At 67.5% G+C, this 16797-nt stretch carries 16 protein-coding genes and 2 tRNA genes; 10 read left to right on the top strand and 8 right to left on the bottom strand.

Features of this window, described 5'->3' with window-relative positions:
- The first annotated feature begins 10 nt into the window (after positions 1–10).
- Complete coding sequence (locus tag B0920_RS20460; RefSeq protein WP_179119257.1) at positions 11–946, top strand: NADP-dependent oxidoreductase; 936 nt, start codon at positions 11–13, stop codon at positions 944–946.
- Between the two features lie 35 nt (positions 947–981).
- Complete coding sequence (locus tag B0920_RS20455) at positions 982–1815, top strand: aldo/keto reductase (RefSeq protein WP_078034536.1); 834 nt, start codon at positions 982–984, stop codon at positions 1813–1815.
- A gap of 134 nt (positions 1816–1949) precedes the next feature.
- Here B0920_RS20455 and B0920_RS20450 read toward each other — a convergent pair.
- Positions 1950–2025, bottom strand: a tRNA-Phe gene (locus B0920_RS20450).
- 68 nt (positions 2026–2093) lie between these two features.
- The gene (locus B0920_RS20445; protein ID WP_078034535.1) at positions 2094–2582 is read right to left on the bottom strand and encodes an acyl-CoA thioesterase; all 489 of its coding nucleotides are present in this window, start codon (positions 2580–2582) and stop codon (positions 2094–2096) included.
- A 186-nt stretch (positions 2583–2768) separates the two neighbouring features.
- On the opposite strand from B0920_RS20445, the gene epsC reads away from it, so the two are divergent.
- Together epsC and B0920_RS20435 are read left to right on the top strand one after the other, a co-directional pair.
- Positions 2769–3689, top strand: a complete 921-nt coding sequence (gene epsC / locus B0920_RS20440) for a serine O-acetyltransferase EpsC (protein WP_078034534.1) — start codon at positions 2769–2771, stop codon at positions 3687–3689.
- A 37-nt stretch (positions 3690–3726) separates the two neighbouring features.
- A complete protein-coding gene (locus tag B0920_RS20435; protein ID WP_078034533.1) occupies positions 3727–4440 on the top strand; it encodes an alpha/beta fold hydrolase in 714 nt (237 codons plus the stop codon).
- On the opposite strand, the gene uvsE is transcribed toward B0920_RS20435, so the two are convergent.
- The 3 genes from uvsE to B0920_RS20420 all read right to left on the bottom strand — a co-directional run bounded on the left by uvsE (position 4411) and on the right by B0920_RS20420 (position 7104).
- Positions 4411–5301 (bottom strand): UV DNA damage repair endonuclease UvsE, encoded by an 891-nt coding sequence (uvsE, locus tag B0920_RS20430; RefSeq protein ID WP_078034532.1) that lies wholly within the window; start codon positions 5299–5301, stop codon positions 4411–4413. The genes B0920_RS20435 and uvsE overlap by 30 nt on opposite strands.
- A gap of 129 nt (positions 5302–5430) precedes the next feature.
- Entirely contained in the window at positions 5431–6342 is a 912-nt protein-coding gene (locus B0920_RS20425; RefSeq protein WP_078034531.1) for a CAP domain-containing protein, read from the bottom strand.
- 198 nt (positions 6343–6540) lie between these two features.
- On the bottom strand, positions 6541–7104 hold the full coding sequence (locus tag B0920_RS20420) for a lipocalin family protein (protein WP_078034530.1): 564 nt from the start codon (positions 7102–7104) through the stop codon (positions 6541–6543).
- 305 nt (positions 7105–7409) lie between these two features.
- Between B0920_RS20420 and B0920_RS20415 the strand changes: the two genes are divergently transcribed.
- Complete coding sequence (locus B0920_RS20415) at positions 7410–8087, top strand: hypothetical protein (RefSeq protein WP_078034529.1); 678 nt, start codon at positions 7410–7412, stop codon at positions 8085–8087.
- On the opposite strand, the gene B0920_RS20410 is transcribed toward B0920_RS20415, so the two are convergent.
- On the bottom strand, positions 8084–9877 hold the full coding sequence (locus tag B0920_RS20410) for a tetratricopeptide repeat protein (protein ID WP_179119256.1): 1794 nt from the start codon (positions 9875–9877) through the stop codon (positions 8084–8086). The genes B0920_RS20415 and B0920_RS20410 overlap by 4 nt on opposite strands.
- Positions 9878–10038: 161 nt before the next feature.
- On the opposite strand from B0920_RS20410, the gene B0920_RS20405 reads away from it, so the two are divergent.
- A complete protein-coding gene (locus B0920_RS20405) occupies positions 10039–11556 on the top strand; it encodes a BCCT family transporter (protein ID WP_078034528.1) in 1518 nt (505 codons plus the stop codon).
- Between the two features lie 51 nt (positions 11557–11607).
- Here B0920_RS20405 and B0920_RS20400 read toward each other — a convergent pair whose 3' ends face one another.
- Positions 11608–12303, bottom strand: a complete 696-nt coding sequence (locus tag B0920_RS20400) for an SDR family NAD(P)-dependent oxidoreductase (protein ID WP_218669403.1) — start codon at positions 12301–12303, stop codon at positions 11608–11610.
- 187 nt (positions 12304–12490) lie between these two features.
- Here B0920_RS20400 and B0920_RS20395 point away from each other — a divergent pair, with 187 nt between their 5' ends.
- Positions 12491–14044, top strand: coding sequence for a cryptochrome/photolyase family protein (locus B0920_RS20395; RefSeq protein WP_078034526.1), 1554 nt, complete (start codon positions 12491–12493; stop codon positions 14042–14044).
- Positions 14045–14106: 62 nt separating this feature from the next.
- Here the strand turns inward: B0920_RS20395 and B0920_RS20390 are convergent.
- Positions 14107–14182: transfer RNA gene (locus tag B0920_RS20390), tRNA-Phe, on the bottom strand.
- Between the two features lie 119 nt (positions 14183–14301).
- Here B0920_RS20390 and B0920_RS20385 point away from each other — a divergent pair.
- From B0920_RS20385 to B0920_RS20375, 3 genes are read left to right on the top strand one after another with little or no spacing between them, the layout of a single operon-like run.
- Complete coding sequence (locus B0920_RS20385; protein ID WP_078034525.1) at positions 14302–15534, top strand: FAD-dependent monooxygenase; 1233 nt, start codon at positions 14302–14304, stop codon at positions 15532–15534.
- 13 nt (positions 15535–15547) lie between these two features.
- Complete coding sequence (locus B0920_RS20380) at positions 15548–16273, top strand: DsbC family protein (RefSeq protein ID WP_078034524.1); 726 nt, start codon at positions 15548–15550, stop codon at positions 16271–16273.
- 56 nt (positions 16274–16329) lie between these two features.
- Positions 16330–16788 carry a (2Fe-2S)-binding protein gene (locus B0920_RS20375; RefSeq protein WP_078034523.1) on the top strand — a complete coding sequence of 153 codons (459 nt, stop codon included), beginning with the start codon at positions 16330–16332 and terminating at the stop codon, positions 16786–16788.
- Positions 16789–16797: the final 9 nt, after the last annotated feature.

The following is a 16797-nucleotide window of genomic DNA, read 5'->3' as shown; positions in this document are numbered from 1 at the left end:
GACCGACACAATGCGTGGCTGGGCCATCCAGGGCTACGGCGGCGAGATCGTGTTGATGGACGACCTCCCGGTGCCCAGGCCGGGCCCGCGCGAGGTCCTGATCAAGATGCGCAGCGCCGAGGTCGGCATCTGGGATGAACTGGTGCGCACCGGCGCAAGCGACGTGGCGCACGCCTTCCCCCTGGTGCTGGGCCTGAGCGGGGCCGGCTCGATCGCGGCGCTGGGCGCGCAGGTGGAGGGCTTTGCCGAGGGCCAGTACGTGTACGCCTACAATTACCCGCTGGCGGACAATGGTTCCTGGGCGGAGTACATGCTAGTGCCGGACGATTACATTGCGCGCGTGCCGGCCTCGATCGCGCCGATGGAAGCGGGCGGACTGCCGATCGCCGGGCTGAGCGCCTATGAATCGCTGATCGAGCTGCTCGCCGTCAAGGAAGACGAGATCGTGGTGGTGAGTGGCGGCGCGGGCGGGGTCGGCCACCTCGCGGTACAGATCGCATCGCTGTTCGGCGCGCGCGTCGGGGCGACCGCCAGCCGCCGCAACCGGGATTTCCTGGCCGACCTCGGCGCCGAGGTGGTGATCGACTATACCGAAGCGGACGACCTCAGCAGGGCGATCCTGGCGGCCTTTCCCGGCGGGGTCGACAAGATCCTCAACTGCGTGCGCGGCGAGGACGCGAACGACTACGTGTGGGCGCTCAAGGAGGGCGGCAGGATGGTCGACCTGCCCGGTTCGGTAACGGTCGGGCGGCCTGGCGTGGACGTCATTTCCGACCATGTGGTGCGCGGCAATGGCGCGCGCCTGGCGCAGCTGGCCAGCCTGTTCGATGACGGCGCGCTGCAGGTGGCGCTGCACGACATCGTGCCCTTCGCCGATGCCCAGGACGCGCTCGACGAGGTGCTCACCGGCCATGTGCGCGGTAAAGTCGTGCTCAGGATAAGCTGAGCCCTTCCCATCAACGCAGGACCACAGGAGCCATCATGCGCACAACAAGATTACCGTCGGGCCGGGAAGTGCCTGTCCTCGGACAAGGCACCTGGGGCCTGGGGGAGCGACCGGAAAACCGCCAGAACGAAATCGACGCGCTGCGCTTCGGTATCGACATCGGCATGACCTTGATCGACACGGCCGAAATGTATGGCGACGGCGCGGCCGAGGCCTTGATCGGCAAGGCGATCGAAGGGCGCAGGGAACAGACCTTCATCGTCGACAAGGTGCTTCCCCATAATGCGTCGCGCAAGAGAATGGTGGAGGCCTGCGAGAACAGCCTGCGCCGTCTCAACACCGACCGCATCGATCTCTACCTGTTGCACTGGCGCGGCGGGGTGCCGCTGGCGGACACCTTGGCCGGCTTCGACGACCTGCTGGGCGCCGGAAAGATCCGCTACTGGGGCGTGAGCAATTTCGATGTGCCGGACATGGAGCAGCTCATCAGGCTGTCGGGTGGGGATGCGGTGACGAGCAACCAGGTGCTGTACAACCTGAGCCGGCGAGGCGTCGAATACGACCTGATGCCGTGGTGCGAGCGGCATCGCATTCCGATCATGGCGTATTCTCCGCTGGAGCAGGGCCGCCTGATGAAGAACCCGGAACTGCGGCGCATCGCCGACGAGCATTCCGCCAGTCCGGCCCAGATCGCCCTGGCCTGGGTGCTGCGCAAGGAGCACCTGACCGCGATCCCGAAGGCCAGCTCGCCCGGGCATGCCAAGCAGAACCGGGTCGCGCTCGACATTCACCTGACGCCGGACCAGCTCGCGGCCCTGGACCGCGTCTTCCCTCCGCCGAACCACAAAATGCCCCTGGAGATGATCTAGCGGACAGGCGCGCATACCGCTCGGCGTGTGAGCGTCTGCCAGTGCTGTACGATGGGAAGCGGCCTCAGCCAGACTTGTCCGGCCCCGGAAACGACAACGCCAATCCGATGGATTGGCGTTAAGCGTGGTGTTCTTGGTGGCCCGGGGCGGAATCGAACCACCGACACAAGGATTTTCAATCCTCTGCTCTACCAACTGAGCTACCAGGCCAGGAAAACGCCATTATAGCAGCGTTTGCGCCAGATAAACAATTGGCATGGGTGCAACACCCGGCCGTATCAGGTGGCGCGCGAGGCGATCCGCTCCGCATGCTGGCGTTCGAGCGCCAGGCGCAGCTCGCGCCGGCCCTTGGCTTCTTCCCAGCGGCGCTGCTCGTCCGGCGTGCCGGGCTCGAGCTGGCGGATGGCGACCGGCTTGCGGTCGTCGTCCACCGCCACCATGGTGAAGAAGCAGCTGTTCACGTGGCGCACCACCTGGCCGCGGATGTCTTCGGCGATCACCTTGATCCCGATTTCCATCGAGCTGCGGCCGGTGTAGTTGACGGCGGCGAGGAAGGTCACCAGCTCGCCGACGTGGATGGGCTGGCGGAAGGTCACCTGGTCGACGCTCATGGTGACCACGTAGAAGCCGGCGTAGCGGCTGGCGCAGGCATAGGCGACCTGGTCGAGCAGCTTGAGGATGATGCCGCCGTGGACGTTGCCGGAGAAATTGGCGGTGTCGGGCGTCATCAGCACCGTCATGCTGAGCTGGTGGGAGGGAAGATTCATGATATGGCTCGCCGGAAGAAAGTCGTGTAGCCGATGTTGCCCGAGAAACTCAGCCGGGGCAAGCAGGCCCAGGCATCCAGAGGGAAGAGGGGACGCCGGCCGTCGCGTTTGACTTAGATGAAATCCTTATATCGATCCATGATCTAATTCGTTCCGGCCGGCGCCGCTCTCGGGTAGGCTCGGCGGATGAACAGCGACTTTCCCTATTCCGGCGGCTCGGTGCACTGGCACCTGGGGCCCGTCATCGATGCCTTGCGCACCTCGCGCGAGACCACCCACAACATCCGCCACCAGCGGCGCGTGCGCGAGCTGCCCTCGCGCGAGGTGCTCAGGCAAGTGGTGGACGGCGTCTCGGCCGCGCTCTTTCCCACCCATTACGGCCGGCCCGACCTGAACGACGAGAGCATCGATTTCTTCGTCGGCGACACCCTCACCGTCGCGCTCGACCGCCTGGTCGAGCAGGTAAGGCGCGCGCTGCGCTTCACGCCCCAGGGCGAGGAGCTCGGGGAGCCCGAGCTGGCCGAGCGGGCGCGCGCCATCACCCGCGATTTCGCCGCCAGCCTGCCCGATATCCGGGGCCTGCTGGTGTCGGACGTGCAGGCCGCGCTGGCCGGCGACCCGGCGGCGACCTCGGTGGCCGAGATCATGCTGTGCTACCCGGGCACCATCGCCATCCTCTACCATCGCCTGGCGCATCGCCTGTACCGGCTGGGCGTGCCCTTCCTGGCGCGCCTGATCGCCGACATCGGCCACTCGCTGACCGGGATCGACATCCACCCGGCGGCCAGCATCGGGGCCAGCTTCTTCATCGACCACGGCACCGGGGTGGTCATCGGCGAGACCGCCGTCATCGGCGAGCGGGTGCGCCTGTACCAGGCCGTGACCCTGGGCGCCAAGCGCTTCCCGGTGGACCCCAACGGGGCGCTGGTCAAGGGCACGCCGCGCCACCCGATCGTCGAGGACGACGTGGTGATCTACGCCGGCGCCACCATCCTCGGGCGCATCACGGTGGGGGCCGGGTCCACCATCGGCGGCAACGTCTGGCTGACCCAGAGCGTCCCGCCGGGCAGCAACGTCTCGCAGGCGCAGATGCGCAACACCGAGTAAGGCTGCCGCATGGACCCGCCTTTGCTATGATGGCGCGATGTCCATCCTGCTCGTTCCCGGCTACATGGCCGACGAGACGCTCTGGGACGGCGTGGCCGGCCGGCTGGCTCCTTTCGGGCCGCTGGCGCATGCCGACCTGCGTCACGACTCGACCCTCGAAGCGATGGCGCGCCGCGCCCTCGGCGGCGCGCCGCCGTCCTTCGTGCTGATCGGTTTTTCCATGGGCGGCTACGTCGCCCGCGAGATCGTCTACCAGGCGCCGGAGCGCGTGCGCGCCCTGGTCCTGATCGCCACCTCCACCCGTCCCGATTCGCCCGCGCTCAGGCAGAGCAAGGGGGCGGTGGCGCGCGCCGCGCCCTCGGTGTCCTTCGCGGGCCTGAGCCGCACGGCGATCGCCACCTCGCTGCACCCGCGCGAGCGCGACAACGAGGCGCTGATCGAGCGCGTGCGGGCCATGGGCGTGCGGCTGGGCGGCGAAGCCTTCCGGCGCCAGTCGATGCTGGAGCGCCCCGGCGACCTGGGGCGCCTGCACGAGATCCGCTGTCCGACCCTGATCGTCGCCGCCGGGCAGGACCGGCTGCGCAGCCGGCAGGAATCGGAAGAGCTGCACGCGGGGATCGCGGGCTCGGAGCTGGTGGTGATCGAGGACAGTGGACACATGATCCCGATCGAGGCCCCGCAGGCGCTGGGCGAGGTCATCGCCCCCTGGCTGGCGCGGGTGTCAGCCGAAGCGCGCTTCCCAGCCGTCTAGGCCGCGGATCGCTTCTTCCTTCAACTTGGCCTCGATCTCGATCCAGGGCGCCATCCGGTAGGACGAGGGCATGGTCACGATCAGGTCGGCATGCTGGCGGTCGTTGAAGCTGCTGCGTCCATTCGAGATGTGCACCAGCTGGTGCCCGGGCACGTTCCAGGTCTCGCGCGCCTTGCGCAGCATGGCTTCCACGCTCGGGTGCTCGTAGCTGTCCAGGTCCTCGTGCACCACATGGTGGTGGGCGTCGAACACCATCGGCACCCCGGCGCGCATGCAGATGTCGTGGATTTCCTCGGCGCTGTAGGCGTACTCGTCGTTCTCGAGCCCGATGCGGCAGCGTATCCCGTCCGGCAGCCGGGCGATGCGCTCGACCAGGGCATCGGCGCGGTCGGCCTTGCCGCCGTGGATTTCGAGCAGGGCCCAGGGCGTGCGCGGCTGATCGAGCAAGTCCATGATGTCGGCATGCATTTGCAGGATCTTGATGCTGTTGGCGACCACCCCTTCCGAATCGGAATTCAGCACCACGAACTGCTCCGGATGCATCACCAGGCGGGTGCCGCGCTCGATGGCGCGGCGGCCCGAGCGCCCCAGCGTGGCGGCGAAGCCTTCCAGCACCTCGCGGCCGATCGGCTCGTCGGCGAAGGGGAAGATCGAGGAAGGCATGCGGTAGAGCCGGATGCCGGTGGCTTCGCAATAGCGCAGCGCGCTGTCCAGGGTCTGGATGTTGTCGCGATACAAATCCTCGAGCAGCTTGCGCTGGGCCTGCTCGTCATGCGCCAGCAGGCGCTTGCGCGTGAGCGCACGGTAGCGCACCTCCGTGGAGGCCGTGATGCAGACCAGGCCGAGTTGTGCTTGCGTCATCGTTGTCCTGTCGAAGGGATCGAGGAACCAGCCGCAAGCTTAAGCCGGCGCGTACGCGAACTCGGTTGCCCCGCCCACGCAAGGAGGGCGATAGCGGTTCAGGTGCGGGACGCCGCGCCGGCGTGCGGCTCAGTTCGGGCGGCCGAACACCTGGGTCCAGTAGATGATGCCGGCGCGCCGCTCGGCCGCGATGCCGTAGGCCGCGCCCATCTCGGTGAAGCCGGCGTTCATGATGTTGGCGCAGTGGCCGGGGCTGTCGAGCCAGCCGGCCACGGCTTCCTCAGGCGTGTTCTGGCCGAAGGCGATGTTCTCGCCCACCTGGCGCCAGCGGTAGCCGGCGCGCAGGGCGCGCTCGGCCGCCATGCTGCCGTCCTTCGCCTTGTGGGCGAAGTAGCGGCGCGCCGCCATGTCCTCGCTGTGGCCGAGCGCGGCCTTGCCCAGCGCGGCGTTCCAGCTCAGCGGCGGGGCCGGGGGGAAATACTGGCGGCCGCAGGTATAGCCGCTGGCGCGCGCCGCGTTCACGCCGTCCAGGATCACCCTGCCGGCGTCGCGCCAGTCGGGGAAGGCGACCGAAGGCAGGGGCGGCGCGGGGCGGGCCAGCACCACCGTCCATTCCTTGCCTTCGCGGTAACTGCCGATCGCCGAAAAGCGCGTGCTCAGCAGGGTGCGGCAGTGCTTCTGCACGAGCACCGTCATCGCAGCCTGCGCGTCCTCGGGACCGGTGACCGAGACGAGTTCGGCCTGTTCGGCCGCATAGCCCACCCGCTCCAGCGCGTTCTCGATGAAGGTGGCGGGGCCGATGCGCACCTGGGACAGGGCCGGATGGGCGTCGAGCGGCGCAGCCGGCGCAGCGGCGCGGCCGTCGCAGGCGCCGGGGGCGGCGCGGTAGGCGTTGATCATCGCCGCCAGCGGGTCGGCGCCGTAGAGCGGCGAGGGCGAGGGCAGGGCGGCGGCCGGGCGCGGCCCCGCCAGCACGGCCAGCGCGGCGAGCAGGAAGGGAGCGCGTGCGCGTCCCCGGTGCAGGATCGTACGAACAGACATGGTCTCAAACAGGGCCGTGGGCCCGCTCAGCGTGAGGGCAGGCGGCCGGCGAGGCGCCGGCAGCGGTGTTGACAGGAAGGTAAGTCGACCGGAAAGCAGAGACGCCAGGCCCTGGGGCGGCGCCTGCACCGGTCTTCCTGCCCGGCCGCAGATGGGGACGGGAGCCGAAAATACTATAGCAGCCTGGAGGGCCGCTGCCTACCGGGCCGCGCCCGTGTGGCTGGTGCGCTCCAGCTTGGAGGTGTCCAGGCCCTGGGCGGCGAGACGTCCCAGCAGGGCCTCGTAGGCGGCCGGGTCGACCTGGGGGCTGCGCGACAGGATCCACAGGTATTCGCGCTTGGGTTCGCTGACGGCGGAGAGCTGGTACTGCTCGTCCAGGTCGATCACCCAGTAATCGCCCCAGACCAGCGGGATGAAGGACAGGATGGCGGGCGCGAAGCGCACTTCGAGGCGGGGCGAGTCCGCCGCGCCGAGCTGCCTGGCCACGCCCTCGGCCACGTCTTCGCCGCCTTCATGCGTGCGGCAGCGGTTGACGACGCTTACCCGGCCGTCCTCGCGCAGGCCATAAGTGGCGGTGGTGTCGCCGGCGCACTTCTTCTGGAAGCGGTTGGGGAACTTGGCGATCTCGTACCAGGTGCCCATGTAGCGCTTCACGTCGAGCGCGGGGATGGTTTTCAGGGGCGCAGACGCGGGTTGGGCCAGGGCTGCGCCTGCGGCCAGGCCGAGCAGGAAAGAGGCGGCGGTCAGCGTTTTGTAGCGCATAAGATGCTCCACAGAATCAAACATGCGCTTAGTGTAGCTGGCGGCGGCCGGGCTTGTCGCCGCGCTGTCGAGCTGAGCTGGTCCGTCTCACCCTGGCCGCGTCGATACTGGCCGCCCAAACACGGACTGGCTTGATACCGGTCACCCCGACTGGCCGCCCGGAAACCGGCCGCCCCGATGCTGGCCGCGCCGACGCTTGCCGCGCGCAAGCCGGTCGCCGTCCCGGCCATGCGGGCGCTGCGCCGTACGGCGGATCAGTACACTGGCCTCAGGACAACAAACTTGCCGAGGCCGCCGTGCACCAGATGGATTTCACCTCCTGGCAAGCCGCCCTGACCACGATGATCGGGCTGGCCATCTTCACCCTGCTCGGGGTCGGCATCCGCATCCTGGTGATGCAGACCGTGCAGCAGCGCCGCGAGCGCATGAACCGCCAGATCAACGAGCGGCTGAAGACCCTGATCGCCGCCTACCGCACCCTGGGCGGTTCCTTCACCGGCGAGCTGACGGTCGACCCGCGCCACCTGCGCGAGCTGCGCACGGCCGGGCAGGCGCAGATGGAAAGCCCGGAAGGCCAGGCCGGCGCGGGCGCATCGGACCGCTCGCGCCGCATCCGCGACGCCGTCGAGGCCGCGCTGGCCGACATCATCCTGCTGGGCACCGAAGAGCATTGCCGCCTGGCCAGCCAGGCGGCCGCGGACATGGCGGCGGGCCGGCCCATCCATACCGCCGAGCTGGTGGTTTCCCTGCGCAACTTCATCCGCGACGCCCTCGACCTGGAGCCGATCCCGGCCGCCCTGAGCGTGCCCTTGCAAGGACCGACCCGCAGCCAGGGCGCGGGCGGCGGCAGGGCGCGCGCCGGCGCGCAGGGGGACAGGACGGGCGGGCAGGGAGGGGGCCGTGGCGGCAATGCCGCCGGCATGGGGGGAGGGGGCCCCATGCCGGTATTCGGTCGCCGCGACCCCGACCCTCCCGCTTTCTAGAGCGAGGACAGGGCCGGTCCGTCCGGCTTGCCCAGCCAAGTGGTGGCGAAGCGCTTTTGCACCGCGCCCAGGGCCGCTTCATCGCCGCGCAGCTTGTAGACCTCCATCAGGCCGCGCAAGGCCCAGCCGTTGCTGGGCGTGCGCGCCAGCGAGGCGCGGAACACCTGTTCGGCGTCGTCCAGCTGGCCGGCGCGCAGCAGGGCCACGCCGAGCGACTGGCGCACCGGGTAATACCAGTAGGGCGGTTCCATGTAAGGGAGCGTGTCCTGGATCGCCACGGCCTCTCGGTATGCGGCGATCGCGCCCGGCAGGTTGCCCTGCATGTCGGCAAGTCGCCCCCGTGCCACCGCATGCGCCGTCTTGACGATTTCCCGGCCAGGGATGCCCCAGTCAGCGACCGGCTTGAAGTCGCCGCTGCGCTCGATGCGCTCGAGGGCGGCGATCTCGCGCTGGGCGGCGTCGGCAGCGCCCTGTCGCGCATGGCCGACGGCGCGCGCGTAATGCCACATGGCCTTGACCAGGACGAAATCCGGACCGGGATCGGGCAGGGACAGCAGCACATCGGGACTGCTGAACTGGACGTGGGCGAAATAAGGCGCGGCCTTGACCGGTTGCAGCAGGCCGATGGCCTTGAGCTGTTCGGGGGTGATCACCTCGTCGAGCTTGGACGCCGCCTGCAGGGTGGTGCGGCCGTCGCCCCCCATCAGGGCCGAGACCATCACGAAATGGATGTTGTGCGGATAGTAGGCGCCGCGGTAGACCGGGTCGCTGCCGGCGCGCGAAAAGTAGCGCTCGTCGACCGCGATCGCGGCCTGGTTCGAGGCCAGCGCCTCGCGGTACATGCCGAGGCGGTAGTAGATGTGCGAAGGCATGTGCACGATGTGGCCGGCGCCCGGGATCTGATGCGCCAGCATGCGTGCCGGCGGCAGCGCCTTCTCGGCATGCACCGAGGCTTCCACCGCGTGGATGTAGTAGTGGGCCGCGCCCGGGTGCGAGGGATTGCGCTTCAGCACACGCTCGAGCGCGTTGACCATCTCGGCCGTGCGACCCTTGGGCTGGGCCCCGCCCGCCGCCCAGTAGTCCCAGGGCGAGAGGTCCATCAGCGACTCGGCGAACAGCACCTGGATGGTGTCGTCCTTGGGGTGGGCGCGCGCCGCCTCGGTCATGGCGGCGGCGTAGGCCTGGTCGAGGGCGGCGCGGTCGGCCTGCGGATCGGCGCTGTAGCGGCGCGCCACGGCGCGGATCAGGGCCTGCTCGGGCGGGCTGGCGCCCTTGGCCAGGCGCTGCGCGCGGGCGACCGCGGCGGCGGCCGGCGCCACCGCGTCGGGGAACATGGGCGCGTTGATGTTGGGGCCGAGGACCAGGGCTTCGCCCCAATGGCACATGGCGCAGCGCGGATCGGCCGCCTGCGCGGCGCGGAAGGCGCGCGCCGCCTCGGCGTGGTTGAAGGCGAAGGTCAGGCGCAGGCCCTGGTCGAAGTAGGCCTGCGCCCGCGACGAGCTGGTGGTGACCGGCATGTGCAGCGCGCCGAGGTCGTCGTACAGCGGTGGCGCGGTATCGGTTGCGGCCTGACTGGGCGCGCGCTGGGCCGGCAGGAAGGGACGGGTTTCGACCTGGGCCTGCACCAGATGGGCGAGCACGGGCGGCTTGCCGGCGCGTGGCCCGCAGGTAGCGCCCGAAAACAGTGGATCGAAGGCGGGCGCAGTTTCCTTCGCAGCCTGGCCGGACGGCAAGGCAAGCAGCATCGCGGCCGCCGCGGCGGCTCCAAGCATGACGAAATACGGTTTCATGACGCCTCCACGCGGGTTGGACATGCACACCGATCCCATTTGCCGTTTGACCGGCTCGCTGCTCCGCAGTTCCCGCAGCAGGTCAACGGGGCGACGGCAAAACGATGTAAGGTTTACCATACCGCCCCCGCAACGGGGCCGCATGCCCCAAAGGTCTTTACATGCAAATTCTTCTCTCCGCCGGCTTTATCCTGTGCATCGTCGTCTGGGGCGTTCTTGCACCCGAGCACATGGATGCGGTCTTCGACACGGCGCTGGCCGCCGTGACCCGCAATTTCGGCTGGCTGTATCTGTGGATCGTGCTCGGGCTGGTGCTGTTCGCGCTGTTCGTGGCCATGAGTCGCTACGGCAACCTGAAGCTGGGCAGCGAGGACGAGGAACCGGAGTTTTCCCTCGGCAGCTGGTTTTCGATGCTGTTCGCCGCGGGTATGGGTATCGGCCTGGTGTACTGGGGCGTGGCCGAGCCGATCTCGCACTTCATGCACGCGCCGCCCGGGGTGACGGACCGCACGCCGGAAGCCGCCAACGCCGCCATGCGCTACGCCTTCTTCCATTGGGGCCTGCACCCCTGGGCGGTGTACAGCGTGGTGGCGCTGGCGATCGCCTTCTTCCAGTACCGGCGCCAGGGCGACGCCCTGATCAGCACCAGCATCCGCTCCTTGCCGTGGGCTCCCCTGCGCCGCGTATCCGGCGTGTTCAACGGCCTGGCCGTGGTGGCGACCGCCTTCGGCGTGGCCGCTTCGCTGGGCATGGGAGCGCTGCAGGTCAACAGCGGCCTGAACGCCGTGTTCGGGGTCGCGATCGGCCAGGCGGCCCAGGTGGCGATCATCGTGATCACGACCGCGATCTTCCTGGCCTCGGCCGTGTCCGGAGTCGAGCGCGGCGTCAAGCTGCTCTCGAACTTCAACCTGGTCGTGGCGGCACTGCTGGCCCTGGCCGTGTTCCTGCTGGGTCCGACCGTGGCCATCATCGACACGCTCACCAACACCCTGGGCAGTTACCTGACCGAGATCGTGCGCATGAGCCTGCGCGCCACGCCTTTCCGCGACAGCAGCTGGGTCGGCAACTGGACCATCTTCTACTGGGCCTGGTGGATCGCCTGGTCGCCCTTCGTCGGCCTGTTCATCGCCCGCGTCTCGCGCGGCCGCAGCCTGCGCGAGTTCGTGCTGGGCACGGTGCTGGCGCCCTCGCTGGCGGCCTTCGTCTGGTTCTCGGTCTTCGGCGGAAGCGCCCTCTACCTCGAGATCTGGCGCCAGGTGCCCTTGTCTGCCGCGGTCGAGGCCGATACCGCGACCGCCCTGTTCACCTTGTTCGACGCACTGCCGCTGGGTGGCCTGATGTCGGTCGTGGCAACCTTGCTGGTGTTCGTGTTCTTCGTGACCTCCGGCGATTCCGCCGTATTGGTGCTGAGCATGATGAGCACCGGCGGCAACCCGGCGCCGCCCGTGCGTATCAAGCTGTTGTGGGGCGTACTGGTGGCGGGGATCGCGATCAGCCTGTTGCTGGCGGGCGGACTGCAGGCGGTGCAGACCGCGACCATCGTGTTCGCCTTGCCGTTCTCGCTGGTGATCCTGCTGATGGTGCTCGCGTTGTGGCGCGGCCTGCGCGAGGACTGGGCCGAGCAGGCGCGCCGCGAGCGGGAACTGCGCCGCCGCATGCGCGAGATGGTGGGGAAGTAAGCGGAATCGAAGCCCTGGCAGGGTGATTTCCCATCTCTTGTGCCGAGCGGGCTACCAGGGCAGTTCGGCGCCATTGTAGGATCGGAACGATCCGCTGTCCGCTGGCGTCAGCGAATCGATGACATCGAGCATGTCGGTTGCTGCATCATGCGCAGGCCGCCCGATGGTTTCGCCGCGAAACGGCTGCGACAGGCGGGAGCTGACGGTGCCGGGATGGAGTGCGACGATCACGCTGTTCTTCTGGGTGCGGGCGACTTCGATCGCGGCCGTCCTGAGCATCATGTTGAGGGCGGCCTTGGAAGCGCGGTAGCTGTACCAGCCACCCAGACGGTTGTCGCCGATGCTGCCCACCTTGGCCGACAGCATGGCCAGGATGGCGCGCTCGCCCGCCAGCAGCGGAACGAAATGGCGCAGCACCAGCGCGGGGCCGAAGGCGTTGGCCTGGAAGGTCGCCTGCATCTGCGTGTAGTTCAGATCGGCGAGGCGTTTCTCCGGCATGAAGGCCTCGCCATGCAAGAGGCCCGCCGCATTGATGATCAGGTGGTAGCGCCGGCTGCCGCCAAGGGCGCGCGCCGCTTCGGCAACGCTGGATTCGTCGGCGAAATCGATGGCGGGCGTCGAGTGCCGGTGCAGCGCATGCACGCTCGCGCAGCGTGGCAAATCGCCGAGCAGGTCGACAAAGGCTTTCCCGATCGCGCCCGAGGCGCCGATGACCAATGCGTGAAACTGGTCGGGAAGACTGTTCATCATGTCGCGCTCTCCGTGTGATCGGACCAGGAGCCAAGTGTAGCCGAGCCGCTGGGCCAGGCCGGGACCTACGCGGAAATGACCCGCTTATTTTTCGCTGTGGACGCCGCTGGCGGCGATACGGCTCGGCTACACTTCCAGCTCTTCGGGTTTGCCGACGATCGAACCCCCACACTGAAAGATGAGGATGACAGGGACAGCACGCACATCGGCGAAAACCCTCAGGTTGATCCTGGGTGACCAGCTCAATGCGCGCCACCGCTGGTTCTCCGAAGTCCAGGACGACGTCGTCTACGTGATGATGGAGGTCCGCCAGGAGACCGACTATGTGCTGCATCACGCGCAAAAAATCCTGGCGATCTTCGCCGCGATGCGGGACCTGGCGCGCCGGCTGGGCGAGGCCGGCCATCGGGTGCATTATCTGGCGATCGACGACCCGCGCAATCTGCAGGCGATACCGGCCAATATCGACGCGCTGATCGATCACTACCGGGCCGGCGCCGTCGAATACCAGGAGCCCGACGAATGGCGCCTGGATGAACAGTTGTACCGGCACGCACGCCGCTCGGCGGTCTCCTGGCTGATGGTCGACAGCGAGCATTTCTATTCGCCGCGTCACCAGGCATCCGACATCTTCGCGGGGCGCAGGCAGTGGCTGATGGAGTTCTTCTATCGCCGCATGCGCGTCGAGCACCGGGTCCTGATGGAAGCCGACGGCACGCCGGTCGGCGGCCAGTGGAACTACGATGCCGAGAACCGCAAGCCCTGGCGCGGAAAACCGTCCGAGCCGCGCGATCCCCGCACCCTGCATGACCATTCCAGCCTGTGGAAGACGATCGTGGACGCGGGCGTGAACAGCTTCGGCAATCCGAATGCCGACCGCTTCGCATGGGCGCTGAACCGGGAAGAGGCCCTGCAACAACTGGAGGCCTTCATCGAGCACGCGCTACCGCAGTTCGGCGATTTTCAGGACGCCATGAGCGTCCACGCGTGGCGCCTGTTCCATTCGCTGCTGTCGTTCGCCTTGAACGTCAAGATGCTGGATCCGCGCGAAGTCGTCGCCAAAGCCGAGGCTGCTTACCATGCGGGGCATGCACCGCTGGCGGCCGTGGAAGGCTTCATCCGGCAGATCCTGGGCTGGCGCGAGTACGTGCGCGGCGTGTATTGGGCGAGGATGCCGGACTACCTGGAAAAGAATGTCTTCGGCCATACCCGGGCGCTGCCGGTGTGGTTCTGGGACGGCAAGACCCGGATGAATTGCCTCAATCACGCCATCACGCAATCGCTGGAGCAGGCCCATGCGCATCATATCCAGCGCCTGATGATCATCGGAAATTTCGCCCTGCTGGCCGGCCTCGATCCCCGGGAGGTGCACCAGTGGTACCTGGGCATCTACATCGATGCCTTCGAGTGGGTCGAACTGCCCAATACGCTGGGGATGAGCCAGTTTGCCGATGGCGGCTTGTTGGCGACCAAGCCCTATGTGTCCAGCGCCGCCTACATCGACCGCATGAGCGATTATTGCAAGGGCTGTCATTACGACAAGAAAAGCCGTATCGGCGAGCTTGCCTGTCCCTTCAATGCCTTGTACTGGGATTTTTTCCGTCGCAACGCCGGGGCCTTGTCCCGGAATCCGCGTCTCGGGATGGTGTACCGGCAGCTGGAGAAGATGGACGAGGGCGCGGTCGAGGACTGCCGGGGGCAAGCCGAATGGATCACGTCCAATCTCGATTCGATGTGAAGCGGCGCCCGGAAACGACAACGCCACCTCGAGGGTGGCGTCACGCTTTGCTGCTGAATTCTTGGTGGCCCGGGGCGGAATCGAACCACCGACACAAGGATTTTCAATCCTCTGCTCTACCAACTGAGCTACCAGGCCAAGAGAGGCATGATTATAGCCAGTCATTTTCAGCTTCGCAAGCCCCCGCCGCGTTCCAAGCCTATTTCGCCCGCGCGCAGCAGTCCGGCAGCCGGTAGGCGACTCGCTATAATGTCTTCATGACCACGCCCATCTCCACCTCCACGCCGCTCAAGAGCGACGTCTGCATCGTCGGCAATGGCGCCATCGCCAAGACCGCCGCCCTCGGTTTCGCCCAGGCCGGGCACAGCGTGACCCTCCTGGTCCCGCCCGCGCGCCAGGCCCAGGACCCGGCGACGTCCTCGGCGGCGCAACAGCCCTGGGATGTGCGTGTTTACGCCCTCAACCATACCGCCCACGGCCTGCTGGCCTCGCTCAAGGTCTGGGGCGCGCTCGACCTGGCGCGGGTGGCGGCGGTCGACGCCATGGAAATCCACGGCGACGGACAGCAGGGCGGCAACCTCGGTTTCGACGCCTTCGGCGCCCATGTCGGCACCCTGGCCTGGATCGTCGAGGACAGCAACCTGAACGGGGCCCTGGACGCGGCCCTCAAGTTTTCCAGCGTGCGCACCGTGAGCGGCTGCGCCGTCGAACTCGCCTGCGGCGAGCAGGGCGCGTCCGTGCGCCTGGCGGACGGCGGCCGGATCGACTGCGAACTGGTGATCGGGGCCGACGGCCGCGAATCCTGGGTGCGCGGGCAGTGCGACATCGGCGTCGACTACCGCATGTACCACCAGCGCGCCATCGTCACCAATTTCTCCTGCGAGAAGCCGCACCACGGCGTGGCTTACCAGTGGTTCACCTGCGCCGACGGCATCATCGCCCTGCTGCCGCTGCCGGACAAGCGCGTCTCGCTGGTGTGGTCGGCTCCGGAAACCCTGGCCGACACCCTGATGGACGAGTCGCTCGGTGAGCTCGCCATCCGCCTGGCCGAATACGCCGAGCCCAAGCTGGGCGTGCTCAAGCCGCTCCAGCCCGAAGAGGTCAAGGCCGTGCCCCTGGCCCTGGTGCGCCCCCATTCCCTGGTGGCGCCGCGCGTGGCCCTGGTGGGCGACGCCGCCCACGCCGTGCATCCGCTGGCCGGCCACGGCATGAACCTGGGTTTCGGCGACATCCTCGACCTGCTCGAGGTGGTCAAGGAACGCGAAGAGCGGCGCGGCATCGCCGACGAGCGGGTGCTGGCGCGCTACGCCCGCAAGCGCCAGGAAGACGTCCTGCTGATGCAAATGGCAACGGATGGGCTCGAACGTTTGTTCGGCGCCAATCTGGAGCCCCTGCGCGTGGTCCGCAATTTCGGATTAAACTTGCTCGACAAGTTGCCAAGTGTCAAGCGCCGCCTGATGGCGCACGCCATTGGCAGGACTTCAATCTAAGGAATTTTAGTAAATGATCAAGACGAAGCTCGCCTTCCTGCTGGCGACCGGGCTGATTGCATCCTGCGTCGGCGCACAGAACACGGTCGAAGCGACCATCAAGAAGGCCCTCGAGCCGCGCCTGGGCGGCGCCAAGATCGAATCGGTCAAGGAAACGCCCTACGGCGGGCTGTACGAAGTGAGGGTGGCGGGCGATATCCTGTACACCGACAAGAAGGGCGAGTACCTCTTCATCGGTCACGTCTACGACGCCAAGAGCTCGCGCAACCTGACCCGCGAGCGCATCGACGACATCAACAAGATCAAGTTTAGCGATCTGCCCCTGGAAATGGCCATGAAGCAGGTCAAGGGCAATGGCAAGCGCGTGATCGCCGTGTTCGAGGATCCGAACTGCGGTTATTGCAAGCGGCTGCGCCAGACCACGCTCAAGGAAGTCGACAACGTCACCATCTATACCTTCATGTACAACATCCTGTCCGAGGATTCGTTCGTGAAGTCGAAGAACATCTGGTGCGCGCCGAACCGCCTCAAGGCCTGGGACGACTGGATGGTCAACGGCAAGCTGCCGCCGAGCGCGCCCGCCGCCTGCGAGACCCCGAACGACAAGGTCGTCGAACTCGGCCAGAAGCTGCGCATCACCGGCACCCCGGCGATCTTCTTCGCCGACGGCTCGCGCATCCCGGGCGCGATCGACCTGAAGAACCTGGAAGCGAAACTGTCGTCGCTGGAACAGAAGTAAGCAGTCCATAAGCAGTCAACAACAGCAACAACGTCCAATCCGCTAGGGAGGAGTACATGGTCACCTTGAACATCAACGGGCGCGACCTGCAGGTCGACGCCGATCCGTCCACGCCCATCCTGTGGGCGCTGCGCGACAACCTGAACATGACCGGCACGAAGTTCGGCTGCGGTGCGGCGCTGTGCGGGGCCTGCACCGTGCACCTGAACGGCGACCCGATCCGTTCCTGCATCACGCCGATCTCGGCGGCCCAGGGACAGAAGATCACCACGATCGAAGCGATGGAAAACGACAAGGTCGGCAAGGCGGTGCAGGACGCCTGGGTCAAGCACGACGTGCCGCAATGCGGCTACTGCCAGAGCGGGCAGGTGATGAGCGCCGCCGCGCTGCTGCGCACCAACAAGCGCCCCACCGACGCCGACATCGATAACGCCATGAGCGGCAATATCTGCCGCTGCGGCACCTATCAACGGATCCGCGCCGCCATCAAGGATGCGGCCAAGACCCTGGCCTGAGGAGACCGC

The organism is Massilia sp. KIM, assembly GCF_002007115.1.
GTDB lineage: Bacteria > Pseudomonadota > Gammaproteobacteria > Burkholderiales > Burkholderiaceae_D > Telluria.
This window is presented reverse-complemented; position numbering and strand designations above follow the sequence as displayed.

What these genes read in the sequence shown, in the direction of transcription:
- B0920_RS20460 (WP_179119257.1), top strand. Translation starts at nt 11, where the DNA reads ATGCGTGGCTGGGCCATCCAGGGCTACGGCGGCGAGATCGTGTTGATG.
- B0920_RS20455 (WP_078034536.1), top strand. Translation starts at nt 982, where the DNA reads ATGCGCACAACAAGATTACCGTCGGGCCGGGAAGTGCCTGTCCTCGGA.
- B0920_RS20445 (WP_078034535.1), bottom strand. Translation starts at nt 2,582, where the DNA reads ATGAATCTTCCCTCCCACCAGCTCAGCATGACGGTGCTGATGACGCCC.
- epsC (WP_078034534.1), top strand. Translation starts at nt 2,769, where the DNA reads ATGAACAGCGACTTTCCCTATTCCGGCGGCTCGGTGCACTGGCACCTG.
- B0920_RS20435 (WP_078034533.1), top strand. Translation starts at nt 3,727, where the DNA reads ATGTCCATCCTGCTCGTTCCCGGCTACATGGCCGACGAGACGCTCTGG.
- uvsE (WP_078034532.1), bottom strand. Translation starts at nt 5,301, where the DNA reads ATGACGCAAGCACAACTCGGCCTGGTCTGCATCACGGCCTCCACGGAG.
- B0920_RS20425 (WP_078034531.1), bottom strand. Translation starts at nt 6,342, where the DNA reads ATGTCTGTTCGTACGATCCTGCACCGGGGACGCGCACGCGCTCCCTTC.
- B0920_RS20420 (WP_078034530.1), bottom strand. Translation starts at nt 7,104, where the DNA reads ATGCGCTACAAAACGCTGACCGCCGCCTCTTTCCTGCTCGGCCTGGCC.
- B0920_RS20415 (WP_078034529.1), top strand. Translation starts at nt 7,410, where the DNA reads ATGGATTTCACCTCCTGGCAAGCCGCCCTGACCACGATGATCGGGCTG.
- B0920_RS20410 (WP_179119256.1), bottom strand. Translation starts at nt 9,877, where the DNA reads ATGAAACCGTATTTCGTCATGCTTGGAGCCGCCGCGGCGGCCGCGATG.
- B0920_RS20405 (WP_078034528.1), top strand. Translation starts at nt 10,039, where the DNA reads ATGCAAATTCTTCTCTCCGCCGGCTTTATCCTGTGCATCGTCGTCTGG.
- B0920_RS20400 (WP_218669403.1), bottom strand. Translation starts at nt 12,303, where the DNA reads ATGAACAGTCTTCCCGACCAGTTTCACGCATTGGTCATCGGCGCCTCG.
- B0920_RS20395 (WP_078034526.1), top strand. Translation starts at nt 12,491, where the DNA reads ATGACAGGGACAGCACGCACATCGGCGAAAACCCTCAGGTTGATCCTG.
- B0920_RS20385 (WP_078034525.1), top strand. Translation starts at nt 14,302, where the DNA reads ATGACCACGCCCATCTCCACCTCCACGCCGCTCAAGAGCGACGTCTGC.
- B0920_RS20380 (WP_078034524.1), top strand. Translation starts at nt 15,548, where the DNA reads ATGATCAAGACGAAGCTCGCCTTCCTGCTGGCGACCGGGCTGATTGCA.
- B0920_RS20375 (WP_078034523.1), top strand. Translation starts at nt 16,330, where the DNA reads ATGGTCACCTTGAACATCAACGGGCGCGACCTGCAGGTCGACGCCGAT.